A 15,902-nucleotide genomic window follows, 5' to 3' on the forward strand; every position below is an offset into this window, starting at 1 on the left:
GCGCCGCAGCACCCAGAAACGAAAGCTGTTGCACTCAGGCGCGAAAGCACCGCGGCGCTCAGGACCCGGATTCCATGGCGCGCTCCCGGCGGAGATAGTCGGCGGCGCGGCGAGCCAGATCGCCGCCCTCGGCCTCCAGCGCGGCGAACATCGGCGCGATCGTCTCGTCGTCCTGGAGCGGCGGCAGCAATGGAACGGCCGCGTCGGTCAGCACGTCGATCACCACCGGGCGGTCGGCGGAGAGCGCGTCGTCCCAGGCCGCGTCAAGCGCGCCGGCGTCCTCCACCCGGATGCCGCGCAGGCCGAGCAGTCCGGCCCAGGCCGCGTACGGGACGTCCGGCAGGTTCTGCGAGTCGGGGAAACGTGGTTCGCCCTCGGTTTCCCGCTGCTCCCAGCTCACCTCCGCGAGGTCCCGGTTGTTGAGCACGCAGACGACGAAGCGCGGGTCCGCCCAGTCCCGCCAGCGGGCCGCGACCGTGATCAGCTCGGCCAGGCCGCTCATCTGCATCGCGCCGTCGCCGGCCAGCGCGATAAGCGGGCGGTCCGGGCGGGCGAGCTTGGCGGCGAGGCCGTACGGCAGCGCGGAGCCCATCGAGGCGAGCGTGCTGGACAGGTGCGCGGGCACGCCCACCGGCAGGCGCAGGTGGCGGGCGTACCAGTAGACGATCGAGCCGACGTCCACCGACACCTGGGCGTTCGCGGGCAGCCGCGCGGAGAGGGAGCGGACCACGCGCTGCGGGTTGACCGGCTCGGCCGGGGCGCCGGCCCGAACGGCCGCGATCTCGTGCCAGCGGCGTACCCACGCATGCACCTGGTCCTGAAATGGTTTCCCGGCCCGGTCCGGCAGCGCGGCAAGCAGCGCGCGCAGCGTCTCGGCCGCGTCGCCGAGCAGCGGCACCTCGACCGGGTAGCGCACGCCCAGCCGCCGCCCGTCGATGTCGATCTGGACGGCCCGCGCCTGGCCCGGTTTCGGGTAGAACTCGGTCCACGGGTCGTTCGTGCCGATCAGCAGCAGCGTGTCGCAGGCGCGCATCAGCTCCGCGCTCGCGGTCGTGCCGAGGTGCCCCATCACGCCTGTGTGGTAGGGCAGCGACTCGTCAAGCACCGGCTTGCCGAGAAGCGACGCGGCCACGCCGGCGCCGAGCCGTTCGGCAAGCTCCGCCACCTCCGGCGCGGCACCTGCCGCACCCTGGCCGACAAGGATCGCCACCCGCTCGCCCGCTGCCAGCACCGCAGCCGCCGCCTCGATGTCCTCCTGGTAGGGGAGGACGCGGGCCGGGCGCAGGCCGGGGCTGGTCACCAGCACGCCGTGCGACTGCTCGTGCGGGTCCGGCGCGGGCGCGGACTGCACGTCGTGCGGCAACACCACGCAGGTGGGGCTGCGGGTGGCGAGCGCGGTCCGGAACGCCTTGTCGATGAGCATCGGCACCTGTTCCGGCGTGTAGGCCGCCTGGACGAACTGCGCGCACACGTCGCCGAAGAGCCGAACCAGATCGATTTCCTGCTGGTACGCGCTGCCGAGCACGGTCGTGGTCTGCTGCCCGACGATCGCCACCACCGGCTTGCCGTCAAGCTTCGCGTCGTAGAGCCCGTTGAGCAGGTGCACCGCCCCCGGCCCCTGGGTGGAGAGGCAGACGCCCACCTCGCCTGTGTACTTGGCGTGCCCGGACGCCATGAACGCGGCGGTCTCCTCGTGCCGGGCCTGCACGAACTCGGGCCGGCCCGCGCGCCGCAACGCACCGAGCACCGGGTCGATCCCGTCCCCGGAGTACCCGAAGACGCGGCTCACCCCCCAGGCCTCAAGCCGTTCGACCAGGACATCGGAGACGGTCTTGTCGCTCATGGTCCCCGCATACCCCGCGCACGGCCGTCCATGTGAGCGAACGCCCGCCGGAACCGGCTCCGAGCGACGTGCGGAGCGCCAGCGGAGCCCGGCGCGAGGTTTGCCCGCGGGAGCATGCGGGCCGGACCACCGCGGGAGCGGGAAAAGGAAGTAGATCTTGAACTTAGAACGTCGCCTGGTCCGCCGCCGCGCGGCCCTCGCGCCAGCCCTCGTCACTGTCGACGCGGGCGCCTCGGGCGCGTTCGGTGCGGGGGAAGACGCGGTTCATCGTCTCCTGGACCTGGACGTCGCGGGATCGGAGCACCGGCAGCAGATTGCCGTCCTCGGCCGGGAGCGCGGCCTTTGCCGCCTGGGCGAGGCGCTCGCCGATCCGGTGGGCGAACGCGACAAGGAACGACGCGCGGAACGCCTTCATCCTGGCCTTGCCGGCCTTGCCGCGCGGTTCGGTGCGGGACATCGCGCGCTGCGCCTGGACCAGCAGCGACGCGTGCAGCAGGTCGACCGCGTCGATGTCGGCGTCGAAGCCGAAGACTGTGGCGAAGCCGAGGTCGGGCGTCCAGACCGCGTGGCAGCGGTTGGCGCGGGCGACCGCGTGCAGCAGCGCGGCCTTCTCGCTTTCGTAGGGCGCGTCGACCGGGATGCGCCGGGTCAGCGGGACGACCTCGGCGCGGTCCGCGGTGAGGAGTGCCTCGTCCAGGCTGTGACGGGTGATCATCTCCTGGGCCTTGGCCGTGTAGGTCTCGGCCTCGGCCGGGAAGTCGGTGGACTCGGCCTTGGCCAGCAGCGCACGGACCCGGTCCAGCACCCGGTTGTCCGATTTTTCGACATTCATGGTCTTTGATGGTGCCGCGCCGGGTGGCGGGATCAAGATCTCGATCGACGGGAGGGTACGCAGCAGCGCGAGCGCGGACACGATCAGGTCCAACACCGTCACCCGGTCCGCGCGCACCCGCCTGGCCAGCTCCGACGGGTACTCAGCGTCCGAGAACCACCAGCGTTCCGCGCCGATCTCCGCGGCCTGCGCGGCCCACCGGGGGTCAGCGGTCTGGGTGCGGTCAAGCATGGCGGCGGCCACATCCGCGACCAGGCGCGCCGCCTCCGGCCCGACCCGGCGCGTCACCAGCCGGTGCAGCTCGACCGGCTGCCACCCGGCCTTGAACAGCCGCTCGCCGGACTCGCGCAGCGCGGTGGACAACGCCGGGTCGACAGTCTCCGGCGGCAGCACGGTCAGCTGGTCCAGGCCCTGCTCATAGCCGGTCGCGCCGCTCAGCATCGCCCGGATCGTCGCCGTCGCCGTTGAAGTCACGCCGCACAGGCTACGTGGCGGTCACCGTCGCGGACCCGAGGGCGTGGGTGGTCGGGTTCAGGCTCAGCGTCTGCGTGCCGGTGGCGGTGAGCGTGACCGGCCCGAGCGTCACGGTCGCGGCCGATGTGCCGGAGCGGCTGGTCAGCAGCGCGCCGTCCGGGCCGCGCAGCTGGTAGGTGACGGCGCCGAGCCCGGCGTTCGCGACGGTGAGCGTGACGGCCTGCCCGGCCGCGCCGTCGAACGTGACCGACGCGTTCTGGCCGGGCACCCTGATCGACACGGACGCCGGGTCGCCACCGATCTTCACGGTCGCGGACGCGTCCGCCGGGACCAGGTGGATCTGCAGCGTCGCCGTGCCGGCCGCGGCCCCGGACGGGTTGACGAGCACGCTGTAGACGCCGTCCGCGGGCAGCAGCACCGCGTCCGCGAAACAGGTCGTGCCGCAGGAGCCGGCCGAGATCAGCGTGGCCCCGTCCGGCCCGCGCAGCGCGATGCCGGCCGCGCCGAACGTGCCGGCGGTCAGCCGGACCGAGACGCGCAGGCCCTTGCCGCCACGGAACGACACCACCGCGTTCTGGCCCGGGGTGACCGTCGTGATCCCGGCCGGGTCGCCGCCGGCCGTCGCGTCGTAGGCCGCGTCGGTCACGTCGAAGACCTCCGCCGTGATCGTGCCGGTCGCCGCGCCGGACGGGTCGACGACGAGCGTGTACGTGCCGGCGCCGTCCGCCGTGACCGTGTCGAGGAAACAGGCCGCGGCGCAGGTCACCGGCGTGACCAGCCAGCTGCCGTCCGGGCGTCGCAGTCCGGCCTGGGCGGCACCGAACGTGCCGCCACCGAGCCGGGCGGAGACGCGCTGCCCGGCCACCGCCTCGAACGCGATCAGCGCGGACTGGCCCGGCGTGCCGGTGGCGGCAGTGACCGCTCCCCCGCCGGGCGCGGTGCGGACCAGCGAGTCGGCCGGGACCGCGTAGACAGTGACCTTGATGGCCCCGACCTCCGCACCCTGCGGATCGAGGGCGATCCGGTGTACGCCTCCGGCCGTGGCCGCGCCGCTGTCGAACACACAGCCGCTCGCACACGGCTGCGTGCCCAGGACGGCGCCGGCCGGGTCGCGCAGCTGGGCGGTCGCGCTGCCGTACGTGCCGCTCCCGAGCTGCACGAACGTCCGCTCGCCCGGCTTGAGAGCGAACTCCACCACGCCGTTCTGCCCTGGGACGTCCGTGGTGAGCAGCACCGACTCGCCGCCCGGGACCGCGCGCACCGCCGCGTCCGCTGGTACGTCGTACAGGCGGACCACTATGGACCCGGTGTGCGAGCCGTCCGGGTCGACGTAGATCGTGTAGCGCCCGTCCGCGGGCAGCGCCGGCACGTCGAGGAAACAGGAGACCTGGCAGGCTGCGGAGGCGAGCACCGTGCCGTCCGGCGCGCGCAGCGACGCGGTCGCGCCGGTAAGCGTGCCCTTGCTGAACACCGCGGACATGTGCCGGCCGGCGAGGCCGTCGAACAACGCCGCCGCGTTCTGCCCGGCCTCGGAGATCCTCAGGGTGACCGCGGGCCCGCCCGGTATGACCTCGGTGATCACGTCGGGCGCGCTCACCGTGATGGTGACGACCGCGGCGCCGGTCTGCGCGCCGGACGGGTCGAGCAGCACGGTGTGCGTACCGGACGAGGTCAGCGGCACGCCGGTCAGCGCGCAGTTGCGGGTGCAGTCGCCGGTCGCGAGCGTCTCGCCCTTCGGCGCGTACAGCGTGATCCGCCCGGTGGTGAAGCCGCTCTCCGAGACCGCGACCGTGACCTTGTCACCCGCGTTCGCCTCGAAGAACACGCGCGCGTTCTGGCCGGCGGCCGTGGTGGTGACAGCGGCCGGCTCGCCGAGCTTCGCGATCGCGGCGATGTCCTCCGGCACGTCCAGGACCTGCACGGTCAGTGAGCCGGCCCGGACGCCGCCCGGGCTGAGCAGCAGCCGGTACTCGCCGTCCTCGGGCAGCGCGACCACGTCGATGTCACAGGGCACGTCGCAGACGCCACCGCCGAGCGCGGCACCCCTCGGGTCCAGCAGGTACGCCGCCATCGTGCCGACCGTGCCCGCGCTGACCCGGGTGAAGACCCGCTGCCCGGCCCGGCCCTTGAAGACCAGGTACGCGTCCTGCCCCGGCGCCTCGGTGGTGAGCGTGGTGGCCGGGTCGCCGATCGTGTACGCGGCGCGCAGGTCCGGCGGCACGTCATGCACCCGGACCGTGGCAAGTCCGAAGGAGAGCGGCGACGCGTCCAGATAGATCGTGTACCTGCCGCTCACGGTCAGGTCGGCGGTGTCGAGCACGCACTCGAGGCCGTCGGCGCAGGAGACCGCGCGAAGCGTGGCGCCTGTGGTGTCGCGCAGGTAGAGCCACATGCTGCCGAACCGGATGTCGGTCAGCTCGACGAGCGCGCGCCGGCCGGCCTCGCCCTGGAATGTGACGACCGCATCCTGGCCCGGCTCGGACGTGCGGACGGTGACCGGGTCGCCGCCGAGCTTCGCGGTGACCTCGACCGGGGCGACCGCGGCGGACGCGGCGGTGGCGCCCAGGCCGGTGAGGATGAGCGTGGCCGCCGCCAGCACGGCGATGTGTGTACGCACGCCCCGGAAAGTAGTGGCAGGCGCCGGATTTGCACATGCCGATGCGGGCAACTGTGCCGGAACGGCCGCCGGGTCGAAACGAACGGCCGGGCCGACCTCACGATCAGCCCGGCCGTACCCGAAGATCAGCAGCCGGGCAGGCGCTCGATCAGGTAGGTCTCGATCTGGTCAAGCGACACCCGCTCCTGCTGCATGGTGTCCCGGTTCCGGACGGTCACCGCGTTGTCCTGAAGCGTGTCGAAGTCGACTGTGACGCAGAACGGCGTGCCGATCTCGTCCTGCCGGCGGTAGCGGCGGCCGATCGCCTGCGAGTCGTCGAACTCGACGACCCAGCGCTTGCGCAGCGCAGCGGACAGCTCCTTGGCCTTCGGCGACAGCTCCGGGTTGCGGGACAGCGGCAGCACCGCGACCTTGACCGGCGCGAGGCGCGGGTCGAAGCGCATGACGGTACGGGTGTCCATGCCGCCCTTGGTGTTCGGCGCCTGGTCCTCGTCGTACGCCTCGAGCAGGAACGCCAGCACGGCCCGGGTGAGGCCGGCGGCGGGCTCGATCACGTACGGCGTCCAGCGCTCCTTCTTCTCCTGGTCGAAGTAGGAGAGGTCCACACCGGAGTGCTTGCTGTGCGTGGTCAGGTCGAAGTCGGTCCGGTTCGCCACGCCCTCCAGCTCGGAGAACTCGGTGCCGCCGAACTGGAAGCGGTACTCGATGTCGACCGTGCGCTTCGAGTAGTGGGAGAGCTTCTCCTTCGGGTGCTCGAACCGGCGCAGGTTCGACTCCGAGAGGCCGAGGTCGAGGTACCAGTTCCAGCGCTCGTTGAGCCAGTACTCGTGCCACTGCTCGTCCTCGCCCGGCTGGCAGAAGAACTCCATCTCCATCTGCTCGAACTCGCGGGTCCGGAAGATGAAGTTACCGGGCGTGATCTCGTTGCGGAACGACTTGCCGACCTGCGCGATGCCGAACGGCGGCTTCTTGCGCGCGGCGGTCGCCACGTTCGCGAAGTTCACGAAGATGCCCTGCGCGGTCTCCGGGCGGAGGTAGTGCAGGCCCTCCTCGGACTCGACCGGGCCGAGGTAGGTCTTCATCAGGCCGTTGAACATGCGCGGCGCGCTGAACGTGCCCTTGTTGCCACAGTTCGGGCAGTTCAGCTCGCTGAGGTCGGTGGGCGTCCGGCCGTGCTTGGCCTCGAACGCCTCCTCCAGGTGATCGGCGCGGAAGCGCTTGTGGCAGGACTGACACTCGGTGAGCGGGTCGACGAACGCGTCGAGGTGGCCGGAGGCGGCCCACACGTCCTTGGAGAGGATCACGGCCGAGTCGAGGCCGACGATGTCGTCCCGCTGCTGGACCATGGTCTTCCACCACTGGCGGCGGACGTTGTCCTTCAGCTCGACGCCGAGCGGACCGTAGTCCCAGGCCGACTTCGTGCCGCCGTAGATCTCGCTGGACGGGAAGACGAAGCCGCGGCGCTTGGCCAGGCTGACAACGGAGTCAATGCGATCGGCGGGCATGATTTCCTTCTACGCCGGCTGGCGGTCGGCGCTTTGTGTGGGTTCTGTGGTCGTGCGGAACCGTTAGAGGCTACCCCTGGGTACCGCAGACTTCGAGCTGAGCCGAGCTCGTGTCCTGTACAAGGATGAACTCCACCTGCACCTGCTGACCACCGGAATACGTCAACTCGGCAGGCATCAGCAGCTCCGTGGAGTACGCGTTGAGCTCCCCCAGCCGGTACGAGTCGAGCACCGGCTGCTCCGCCAGGTCGTCGATGAACTCCCGCCGGGTGGTGCTGCTCTGCTCCTGGTCGCAAATGTAGCTGTAGGCGAGCGAGTAGTCCTCGTCCCGCAACGCGTCCAGGTACTGCCCGACCTGGGTCTCGGCCTGCTCGGTGAGCGCCTGCGTGGTGGTCAGGCCGATGCCGAGCACCGCGACCGCACCACCGCCGCAGCAGAGCAGCGCCACGGCCGCGGCGATGCCGACGCTCAGCCAGATCCGGCCGGCACGGCCCTCGGACGGCGGCGCCGGAAACGGCGGCGCCACACCGGGACCGGGCGGAGGCGGGGTGGCCGTCACGCCGTGGCCGGGCGGGGTTGCCGTCGCGCCGTGGCCGGGCGGGGTGGCCGCCTCGCCGGGCTCTGGGATCGGCGCGGCGGTCTCTCCGGCGAGGGTCATGGACCCACGATAATCGCTTGATCTAGCGGTGCGGGTGCCTGGCCCGATCACTGTCCACGACGTGCACCTCGCCGCCGGGCTCCGCGGTCGCCAACTCCTCGAACGCGGACGGCTCGTCGGCCGACTCGGCCATCAGCGGAATCGCGGCGATCTTGACGTCGAAGTCGCTCAGCGCACGCCGGTAGGCGCCCACCGACTCCCAGTCCGTGACCAGGCCCCAGTGGGTGGGGTCGTCGAGCGCGCGGGTCAGCCGGCCGGAGACGTACCCGGGCCGGGCCGCCAGCGCCGCGAGCGCCGCACGTCCCCGTTCCTCAAAGTCCGCTGTCGCGTCCTCGGCCACCACGAAGCGGTTGATGACTAGCACCGGCGATCCCTTCAACCAATAATTGAAACTCCCATACGGTACGACGAAAGCGAGGCACAGGTGACGGTCGCGCGGCTGTCCCGGCTGAACCCGACCGGAGTGTTCCTCGCCACGCTGCTTGTGGTGCTGCTCGGCCTGCTGATCCCCGGCCCGGCCGGTGGCGTGATCCTGCTGCTGCTCGCGGCCGGGGTGACCGCGCTGGCCGTGTCGTCCTGGCGGGTGACCGCGGCCTCGCTGCGCCCGGTGCGGATCGTGATGATCGCGCTGCTCGTCGCGGCCGCGGTCTGGAAACTGCTCTGAGCGGCTCTCACATGCACCCATGCGTCTTTGACAATGATTTCCGAAGTCCGGAAAGTGGAAATCATGTCAAGCAGCAACACCCCCGGCTTCCGGACCTCTAAGATATTCCGCCCGCGCCTGGCCGCCGTCGCCGCCACCGCACTGCTCGGCGTCACCGCGCTCACGGCCTGCGGCGACGACGGCGGCGCCGCGGCCGCACCGGGGACAGTCGGCGTGGTCGCCGCGTTCTACCCGCTGCAGTTCGTCGCGGAGCAGGTCGGCGGCGACGCGGTCACCGTCACCAGTCTCGCCAAGCCCGGCGCGGAGCCGCACGACCTGGAGCTGAACCCGCAGCAGGTCGGCCAGCTCACGGACGCGACCGTGGTGCTCTACCTGAAGGGCTTCCAGCCGGCCGTCGACGAGGCCGTCTCGCAGAACAACGCGGACCGGGCGTTCGACGCCGGCACGTCCGTGACGCTGCTCTCCGGGACGGCTTCCCACTCGCACGACGAGTCGTCCCATGAGGGCGAGGAGTCGTCCCATGAGGGCGAGGAGGAAGAGGGCGGCACCGACCCGCACATCTGGCTGGACCCGACGCGGCTCGCCACAGTCGCGGACGCGGTCGCCGCCAAGCTGGGTGCGGCCGACCCGGACCACGCCGCCGACTACACCGCCCGCGCCGCCGCGCTGCGCACCTCGCTTACCACGCTCGACGCCGAGTACACGGCAGGCCTGCAGACCTGCGCGCGCCGGGAGATCGTGACCAGCCACACCGCGTTCGCGTACCTGGCCGAGCGCTACAAGCTGGAGCAGATCGGCATCTCCGGCCTCTCCCCCGAGGACGAGCCGTCGCCGCAGCGCCTGGCCGAGGTCGCCACCGAGGCGAAGGAGCACGGCGCCACCACAATCTTCTTCGAGACGCTGGTCAGCCCCAAGATCGCCGAGACGATCGCGCAGGAGGTCGGCGCGAAGGCCGCGGTCCTCGACCCGATCGAGGGCATCGCGGACGGCGGCGACTACTTCAGCGTGATGAGGACGAATCTGGCGGCTCTGAAGACGGCACTAAGCTGCTCTTGATGAACGAAATTGTCTCGGTCTCGCACGGGGTGGTCGGCTACGACGGCCGTCCCGTGCTCCGCGACGTCTCGCTGACGGTCTCCGCCGGCGAGGTCGTCGCGATCCTCGGCGCCAACGGCTCCGGCAAGTCCACGCTGATCCGCACGATCCTGGGCCTGGTCCCGCTCTCCGGCGGCACCGTGTCACTGTTCGGGACGCCGCAGCGGCGCTTCAGGCAGTGGCACCGGGTCGGCTACGTGCCACAGCGCCTGGACGCCGGCGGCGGCGTACCCGCGACCGTGGGTGAGGTCGTCGCGTCCGGGCGGCTGGCCCGCCGGGGCGTGTTCCGGCCCCCGGGCTCGGCCGACCGGGCGGCGGTCGCGGCCGCGCTCGCGTCCGTCGGGCTCACCGAACGGGTGAAGGATCCGGTCGCCACGCTCTCCGGCGGCCAACAGCAGCGCACGCTTATCGCCCGCGCGCTGGCCGGCGAGCCGGAGCTGCTGGTGCTCGACGAGCCCACGGCCGGCGTCGACTCCACGAGCCAGGTCGCGTTCGCGGCCGCGCTCGGCGGCTTCCTGGGCACCGGCGGCACCGTGCTGCTCGTCGCGCACGAGCTCGGCCCGCTGCAGCCGCTCATCCAGCGCGCGGTAGTGGTGCACGACGGGCGGATCGCGTACGACGGCCCGGAGATCCCGGAGCCGGCCGGCCACCACGCCGACGCCGGGCACGACCACCAGCACCAGCACTGCGCCGAGGACCCGAGCCTGGCGATCGTCCGAGGAGCTGTGGACAGGTGAGCCTGTTCCAGTACGACTTCATGATCCGGGCGCTGGTCGGCGCGTTGATCATCGGCCTCACCGCGCCCGCGCTCGGCATCTACCTGGTGCAGCGCAAGCTTTCGCTGATCGGCGACGGCATCGGGCACGTGGCGCTCACCGGCGTCGGCGTCGGCCTGCTGACCAACCAGTCGCCGGTGTTCACCGCGGTGATCGTGGCCGCGCTCGGCGCGATCGGCGTGGAACTGGTCCGCGAGCGCGGGCGTACCTCCGGCGACCTCGCACTGGCCGTGCTCTTCTACGGCGGCATCGCGGGCGGCGTGGTGCTTGTCGGGCTCTCACCAAAGGGCGGCGCCGGGAACAGCCTCACCGCGTACCTGTTCGGCAGCCTGACCACCACCTCGCCGAGCGACCTCACCGTGATCGTGGTGCTCGGCCTCACCGTGCTGATCGCCATGGTCGCGCTGCGCCCCGCACTGTTCGCCATCTGCCACGACGAGGAGTACGCGCGCGTCTCCGGCCTGCCCGTGCGCGCGCTCAACCTGCTGCTCGCGGTCACCACCGCGGTCACCGTCACGATCGCGATGCGCGCGGTCGGCCTGCTCCTGGTCAGCGCGCTGATGGTGGTCCCGGTCGCGGCCGCCCAGCAGGTGACCCGCGGTTTCCGGGCCACGATGGCGCTGGCCATGGTGATCGGCCTCGTCTCGGCCGGCGCCGGTGTCACCCTCGCGGGGGAGGCGAACACCGCGCTCGGCGCCACGATCGTGCTGCTGACCATCGCGGTCTTCCTCGGCCTGGCGGTCGGCGCGGCCGTCTGGCGCCTGGTCCGCCGCCGGTTGATCCCCGAGTCGCCGGTCTCCGCCGCCGAGCCGCCGGACGTGGTGCTCAATCCATAGCCCCTTCGCCACGGTTGTACGGTTGCCAGGTGACAGGCGCGACGGGGTACGGGGCCTACGAGGCCGCCAGTGAGCTTCTGCGTGCCCTCTCCGCACCGATCCGCGTCGCGATCGTCACCGAGCTGGCCAAGGGCGAGCAGTGCGTGCACGACCTGGTGGAGACGCTCGGCGCCCCCCAGCCGCTGGTCTCCCAGCACCTGCGCGTGCTGCGCGGGGCAGGCGTGGTGCGCGGCTCCCGGCGCGGTCGGGAGATCGCCTACACCCTGGTCGACGAGCACATCGCGCATATCGTCGCGGACGCGGTGAGTCACGCCGGCGAGTCCGGCGCCACCGTGGTCACGGCCGCGCTGCCGCCCCGGCCAGCCGCCCCCGCGCCCACGCACGCCGGAGATGCCCGATGATCGCTCAGAACCCGGCCCAGGCCGATGCCCAGTCCGCCGCCGTCCGCAACACCCGCCAGCGCACCGCGGTCAGCTCACTGCTGGCCGAGGTCGAGGGCTTCCACAGCGCCCAGGACCTCCATGCGATGCTCCGCGACCGCGGCGAGCGCGTCGGCCTGACCACTGTCTACCGCACACTCCAGGGCCTCGCCGACGGCGGGGAGATCGACGTGATGCGCCCGCCCGGCGGCGAGCACCTCTACCGCCGCTGCAGCTCCGGCCACCACCATCACCTCGTCTGCCGCTCCTGCGGCAGCACCGTCGAGGTCGAGGGCCCCGCCGTCGAGTCCTGGGCCGACCGCGTCGCCGCCCAACACGGCTTCGTCGACGTCAGCCACACCCTGGAGATCTTCGGCACCTGCACCAACTGCGCAAACGCCTGACCCTGCTCGGCATCGGAAGATCAGGAGCTTCGTTCCGGCCGGCATCGGGCTCGTCCCTGCCCGCTATCAGGTGGCCGGCTTTGGGGCGAGGTCTGCCGCGTGGTTTCGGCTTGACGGATGTGTTCGTCAGCGTGAGACTGGTAATCGCAAGGAACGAAAGCTGATTGCTTTCTTGCGAAGGGGGATCCATGAGCGCGCTGGCACTGCGGCAGGAGACGTACCTACCCGGCACCGACGACAATGTCGAGGCCCTCTCGGACTTCCTCGACCTGCACGGTGCCGGGGCGCACGGAGCGCCGGAGCCGCGATACTTCCTCACCGGCGCGGAACCGGACGACAGGGTCGAGCTGCCCGCCGAGATCTATCGTGTCCTCCGACAGGTCGTCGAGGCGCTGCATCAGGGCCATGCGGTGACCGTCGCCCCCATCACCCAGACCCTTACCACTCAGCAGGCAGCCGACCTGCTCGGTGTCAGCCGCCCCACAGTCATCAAGCTGCTGGACGACGGCAAGATGCCGTACGAGAGGAACGGCACCCACCGCCGGATCCTCCTCCGCGACCTCCTCGCCTACCGTGACCAGCGACGCGCCGAGCAATACGCGGCGCTGGAGGCCACAGGTGTGGACCTCGACGACGAGGACGACCTCAACGAAACCCTGCAGCAGTTGCGCGACGCGCGCCACGCGGGGGCCGAGCGACGGCGGCGACACACAGCCCTATGACGATCATCGCCTTCGATGGGACGATACGGACGTGTTCACCGCGCTTCTCGATACCTGCGTGCTCTGGCCCAGCAAGCAGCGCGACTTCCTGCTGTCCCTGGCCGTCGAGGGCATGTACCGGCCGACGTGGAGCTCCGTGGTCCTCGAAGAGCTGGAATACCACGAGGCCGTCAAACTCCACGCGCGCCAAGGGCTGACCGAGGCCGACGCCGGCCGGCGCGCCGCCACGCTCATCGAACGCATGCGGGCCGCCTTCAGCGACGCCGGGATCACCGGATTCGAGAGCCTCGAAGGAACAGTCGGTCTCCCCGACCCCGATGATGAGCATGTCGTCGCGGCCGCCGTGATCGCCGGGGCCGGCGCGATCGTCACCCGTTCCGGCAGGTCCGGGCCGATGCTCGGTGAAGACGACCTGCTCGACATCCTCTCGCTCCGCTACAGCATGCACGGCGCGGTGGAACTCATCCGGCAAGCCCGATAGGTACCGCCCGGGTGGGACCCGGCGTGCGTGGCGGGGCGGGGTGCGGGACCCTGGGCGCGTGAAGATTTACGCCGATCGCATGCCTGCGTTTGTCCGGCAGGTCGTCACCGACCTGCTCGTGGTCGCCTGGGTCTACGGCTGGATCAAGGCGGGGCTGTGGCTGCGGGACCTGATCGAGAAGCTCGCGGTCCCCGGTCAGAAGATGGAGGGCGCGGGCCAGGGCCTCGCCGACAACCTCACGGACGCGGGCGACAAGGTGGGCCGGGTGCCGATCGCCGGCGACGAGCTGACCGCGCCGTTCGCCCGCGCCGCGGAGGCAGCACAGGGGCTTGCGAACGCGGGCCGGGACCAGCAGGACCTGGTTGCGGACCTGTCCTGGGCGCTGCCGCTGGCGCTTGTCGCGGGGCCGATCGCGCTGGTGCTGCTGGTCTGGCTGCCGCTGCGGGTCCGGTGGATCCGCCGGGCCGGCTCGGCCGCGTCCGCGCGCGGGTCGATCGCCGGGCGGGACCTGCTGGCGCTGCGCGCGCTGACCGGCCAGCCGGTGCGCCGGCTGGCGAAGTTGGACCCGGACGTGGCCGGTGCCTGGCGGCGGGGCGACGAGAAGACGCTTGACGCGCTCGCCGCGCTTGAGCTCAGGTCGCTTGGTCTGAAGTAGGGACGCGGCGGCGCACGTCCGGAACGGCCGCCGGGCCGGGTTTCCAGGGCGCCACCCACTCCCCCGTTCCGCCCGGCGGCACGATGCCGCGCTCCAGGAACGCGTATCGGCCGGCCAGGATGCGCCGGGCGGCCGCGTTGTCGACCGAGTCGGTGTTCTCCCAGAGGGCTGCGAAGAGCGCGTCCGCCCGGAGCCGTGCCTGGCGGCTGAACAGGTCGGCGAGCTCGATGACCTCGGGGTGGGCACCGGCCTCGGCGCGCGCCCGCACGCAGGCGGCGGAGATGGCGAACAGCTCCGCGCCGATGTCCACGACCCGGGCCAGGAACGCCTGCTTGCGCTCCAGTTTTCCCTGCCAGCGGCCCATCGCCCAGAACGTGGACCGGGCCAGCTTCCGCGAGCAGCGCTCGACGTACCGCAGGTGGGTGGCGAGATGCCCGAAGTCGGCGTACCCGCCGGGGTTCTGGCCTTTGCCGACGGCAAGCGTGGGCAGCCACTTGGCGTAGAACGCACCGGCCCGGGCGCCGGCCCGCGCCTTGCCGGTGAGGCCGACCTCCGGGTCGATGATGTCGCCGGCCACCTCCAGGTGCGCGTCGACGGCCTCGCGCGCGATCAGCAGGTGCATGATCTCGGTGGAGCCCTCGAAGATGCGGTTGATCCGCAGGTCGCGCAGTTGTTGTTCGGCGGCGAGCGGGCGTTCGCCGCGGGCGGCCAGCGACGCGGCGGTCTCGTAGCCGCGCCCGCCGCGGATCTGGACCAACTCGTCAGCGATCTGCCAGGCCAGTTCGCTGGCGTAGAGCTTGGCGAGCGCGGCCTCGATCCGGATGTCGCCGCGTTCCTCATCGGCGAGCAGGCAGGACAGTTCCAGCATGGATTCGATGCCGTAGGTGGAGGCCGCGATGAACGACAGCTTCTTCGCGACGGCCTCGTGCCGGCCGATCGGCTGTCCCCACTGGACGCGGGCGGCGGACCACTCACGCGCGGCGGCAAGCGACCACTTGCCGGCGGCGACGCAGAGCGCAGGCAGCGAGAGGCGACCGGTGTTGAGCGTGGTCAGCGCGATCTTCAGGCCCTTGCCGACGCCGCCGACCACGTTGCGGTCCGGCACGAAGACGTCGTGGAAGCGGGTGACGCTGTTCTCCAGGCCGCGCAGGCCGAGGAACTCGTTGCGGCGCTCGACAGTGACGCCCTCGCTGTCTGCCTCGACCACGAACGCGGTGATCCCCGCGTCCGGCACCCGGGCCATCACGACGAGCAGCGACGCGATCGTGCCGTTGGTGGCCCAGAGTTTGAGGCCGTCGAGCCGGTAGCCGCCCTCGACCGGGGTGGCGGTGGTGCGCAGCCGGGCCGGGTCGGAGCCCTCGTCCGGCTCGGTGAGAAGGAACGCGGAGATCTCGCCGGCCGCGAGCCGGGGCAAAAACGCGCGCTTCTGCGCGTCGGTGCCGAAGAGCTTGAGCGGCTGGGGTACGCCGATCGACTGGTGCGCGGAGAGCAGCGCACCGAGCGCCGGGTTGACTGATCCGACAAGCGTCAGCGCCCGGCAGTAGTGCAGGTGGGAGAGGCCGAGCCCGCCGTACCGCCGATCGATCTTCATGCCGAACGCGCCGAGCGCGGCGAGACCCTGGAGCACCTCGTCCGGAATTCTGCCCTCACGCTCGATGCGCTCGCCGTCCACCTCGGAGCGCAGGAACGCCTCAAGCCGGCCGAGGAACTCAGCGGCGTCGCCGGCCCTGGCCGGATCGTCGTCCGGCCAGGGGTCGATCAGGTCGAGGCGGAACCGGCCGAGGAACAGCTCCTTGGCGAAGCTCGGCCGGTCCCAGCTCTGCTCACGGGCCGCTTCCGCCACGCGGCGGGCCTGGCGCTCGGTGACGCCGTCGCCTTCATCGGCGGGCGTGTTGCGCTCTGTGGTCGTCACGGTCAACCC

General features: G+C 71.7%; 15 protein-coding genes and 1 pseudogene. 9 read left to right on the forward strand and 7 right to left on the reverse strand.

Annotated elements, in window-relative coordinates:
* Positions 1-58 precede the first annotated feature (58 nt).
* The 6 genes from ACIA8K_RS32215 to ACIA8K_RS32240 form a co-directional block, all read right to left on the reverse strand.
* Entirely contained in the window at positions 59-1,843 is a 1,785-nt protein-coding gene (locus ACIA8K_RS32215; RefSeq protein ID WP_396066110.1) for a thiamine pyrophosphate-requiring protein, read from the reverse strand.
* A gap of 163 nt (positions 1,844-2,006) precedes the next feature.
* On the reverse strand, positions 2,007-3,149 hold the full coding sequence (locus ACIA8K_RS32220) for a DUF2786 domain-containing protein (protein WP_396066112.1): 1,143 nt from the start codon (positions 3,147-3,149) through the stop codon (positions 2,007-2,009).
* Between the two features lie 10 nt (positions 3,150-3,159).
* A complete protein-coding gene (locus tag ACIA8K_RS32225) occupies positions 3,160-5,766 on the reverse strand; it encodes a hypothetical protein (RefSeq protein WP_396066114.1) in 2,607 nt (868 codons plus the stop codon).
* Positions 5,767-5,891: 125 nt separating this feature from the next.
* Positions 5,892-7,271 carry a glycine--tRNA ligase gene (locus ACIA8K_RS32230; RefSeq protein WP_396066116.1) on the reverse strand — a complete coding sequence of 460 codons (1,380 nt, stop codon included), beginning with the start codon at positions 7,269-7,271 and terminating at the stop codon, positions 5,892-5,894.
* A 70-nt stretch (positions 7,272-7,341) separates the two neighbouring features.
* Positions 7,342-7,929 (reverse strand): hypothetical protein, encoded by a 588-nt coding sequence (locus ACIA8K_RS32235; RefSeq protein WP_396066118.1) that lies wholly within the window; start codon positions 7,927-7,929, stop codon positions 7,342-7,344.
* Positions 7,930-7,951: 22 nt separating this feature from the next.
* Positions 7,952-8,293: an antibiotic biosynthesis monooxygenase family protein gene (locus ACIA8K_RS32240; RefSeq protein WP_396066120.1), complete on the reverse strand. Its 342-nt coding sequence runs from the start codon at positions 8,291-8,293 to the stop codon at positions 7,952-7,954.
* 60 nt (positions 8,294-8,353) lie between these two features.
* Between ACIA8K_RS32240 and ACIA8K_RS32245 the strand changes: the two genes are divergently transcribed.
* From ACIA8K_RS32245 to ACIA8K_RS32285, 9 genes and pseudogenes are all read left to right on the forward strand, one after another.
* Positions 8,354-8,593, forward strand: coding sequence for a hypothetical protein (locus ACIA8K_RS32245; protein WP_396066122.1), 240 nt, complete (start codon positions 8,354-8,356; stop codon positions 8,591-8,593).
* A gap of 63 nt (positions 8,594-8,656) precedes the next feature.
* Entirely contained in the window at positions 8,657-9,649 is a 993-nt protein-coding gene (locus ACIA8K_RS32250) for a metal ABC transporter substrate-binding protein (protein ID WP_396066124.1), read from the forward strand.
* Positions 9,649-10,425: a metal ABC transporter ATP-binding protein gene (locus ACIA8K_RS32255; protein WP_396066126.1), complete on the forward strand. Its 777-nt coding sequence runs from the start codon at positions 9,649-9,651 to the stop codon at positions 10,423-10,425. Before ACIA8K_RS32250 ends, ACIA8K_RS32255 begins: the two co-directional genes overlap by 1 nt.
* Positions 10,422-11,300, forward strand: coding sequence for a metal ABC transporter permease (locus ACIA8K_RS32260; RefSeq protein WP_396066128.1), 879 nt, complete (start codon positions 10,422-10,424; stop codon positions 11,298-11,300). The genes ACIA8K_RS32255 and ACIA8K_RS32260 overlap by 4 nt, the downstream gene beginning before the upstream one ends.
* 29 nt (positions 11,301-11,329) lie before the next feature.
* Positions 11,330-11,623 (forward strand): annotated as a pseudogene (locus ACIA8K_RS32265) (ArsR/SmtB family transcription factor); the annotation flags it as partial.
* A gap of 74 nt (positions 11,624-11,697) precedes the next feature.
* Complete coding sequence (locus tag ACIA8K_RS32270; RefSeq protein WP_396066130.1) at positions 11,698-12,123, forward strand: Fur family transcriptional regulator; 426 nt, start codon at positions 11,698-11,700, stop codon at positions 12,121-12,123.
* A gap of 188 nt (positions 12,124-12,311) precedes the next feature.
* Positions 12,312-12,845, forward strand: coding sequence for a helix-turn-helix domain-containing protein (locus tag ACIA8K_RS32275; RefSeq protein ID WP_396066132.1), 534 nt, complete (start codon positions 12,312-12,314; stop codon positions 12,843-12,845).
* A 31-nt stretch (positions 12,846-12,876) separates the two neighbouring features.
* The gene (locus ACIA8K_RS32280; protein ID WP_396066134.1) at positions 12,877-13,326 is read left to right on the forward strand and encodes a PIN domain-containing protein; all 450 of its coding nucleotides are present in this window, start codon (positions 12,877-12,879) and stop codon (positions 13,324-13,326) included.
* Between the two features lie 79 nt (positions 13,327-13,405).
* A complete protein-coding gene (locus ACIA8K_RS32285; protein WP_396066136.1) occupies positions 13,406-13,981 on the forward strand; it encodes a hypothetical protein in 576 nt (191 codons plus the stop codon).
* Here ACIA8K_RS32285 and ACIA8K_RS32290 read toward each other — a convergent pair.
* The gene (locus tag ACIA8K_RS32290; RefSeq protein WP_396066138.1) at positions 13,959-15,893 is read right to left on the reverse strand and encodes an acyl-CoA dehydrogenase family protein; all 1,935 of its coding nucleotides are present in this window, start codon (positions 15,891-15,893) and stop codon (positions 13,959-13,961) included. The two genes, ACIA8K_RS32285 and ACIA8K_RS32290, sit on opposite strands and share 23 nt — an antisense overlap.
* Positions 15,894-15,902 lie beyond the last annotated feature (9 nt).

The organism is Catenuloplanes sp. NPDC051500, from assembly GCF_044454585.1.
In the GTDB taxonomy this organism is placed as follows: Bacteria; Actinomycetota; Actinomycetes; order Mycobacteriales; family Micromonosporaceae; genus Catenuloplanes.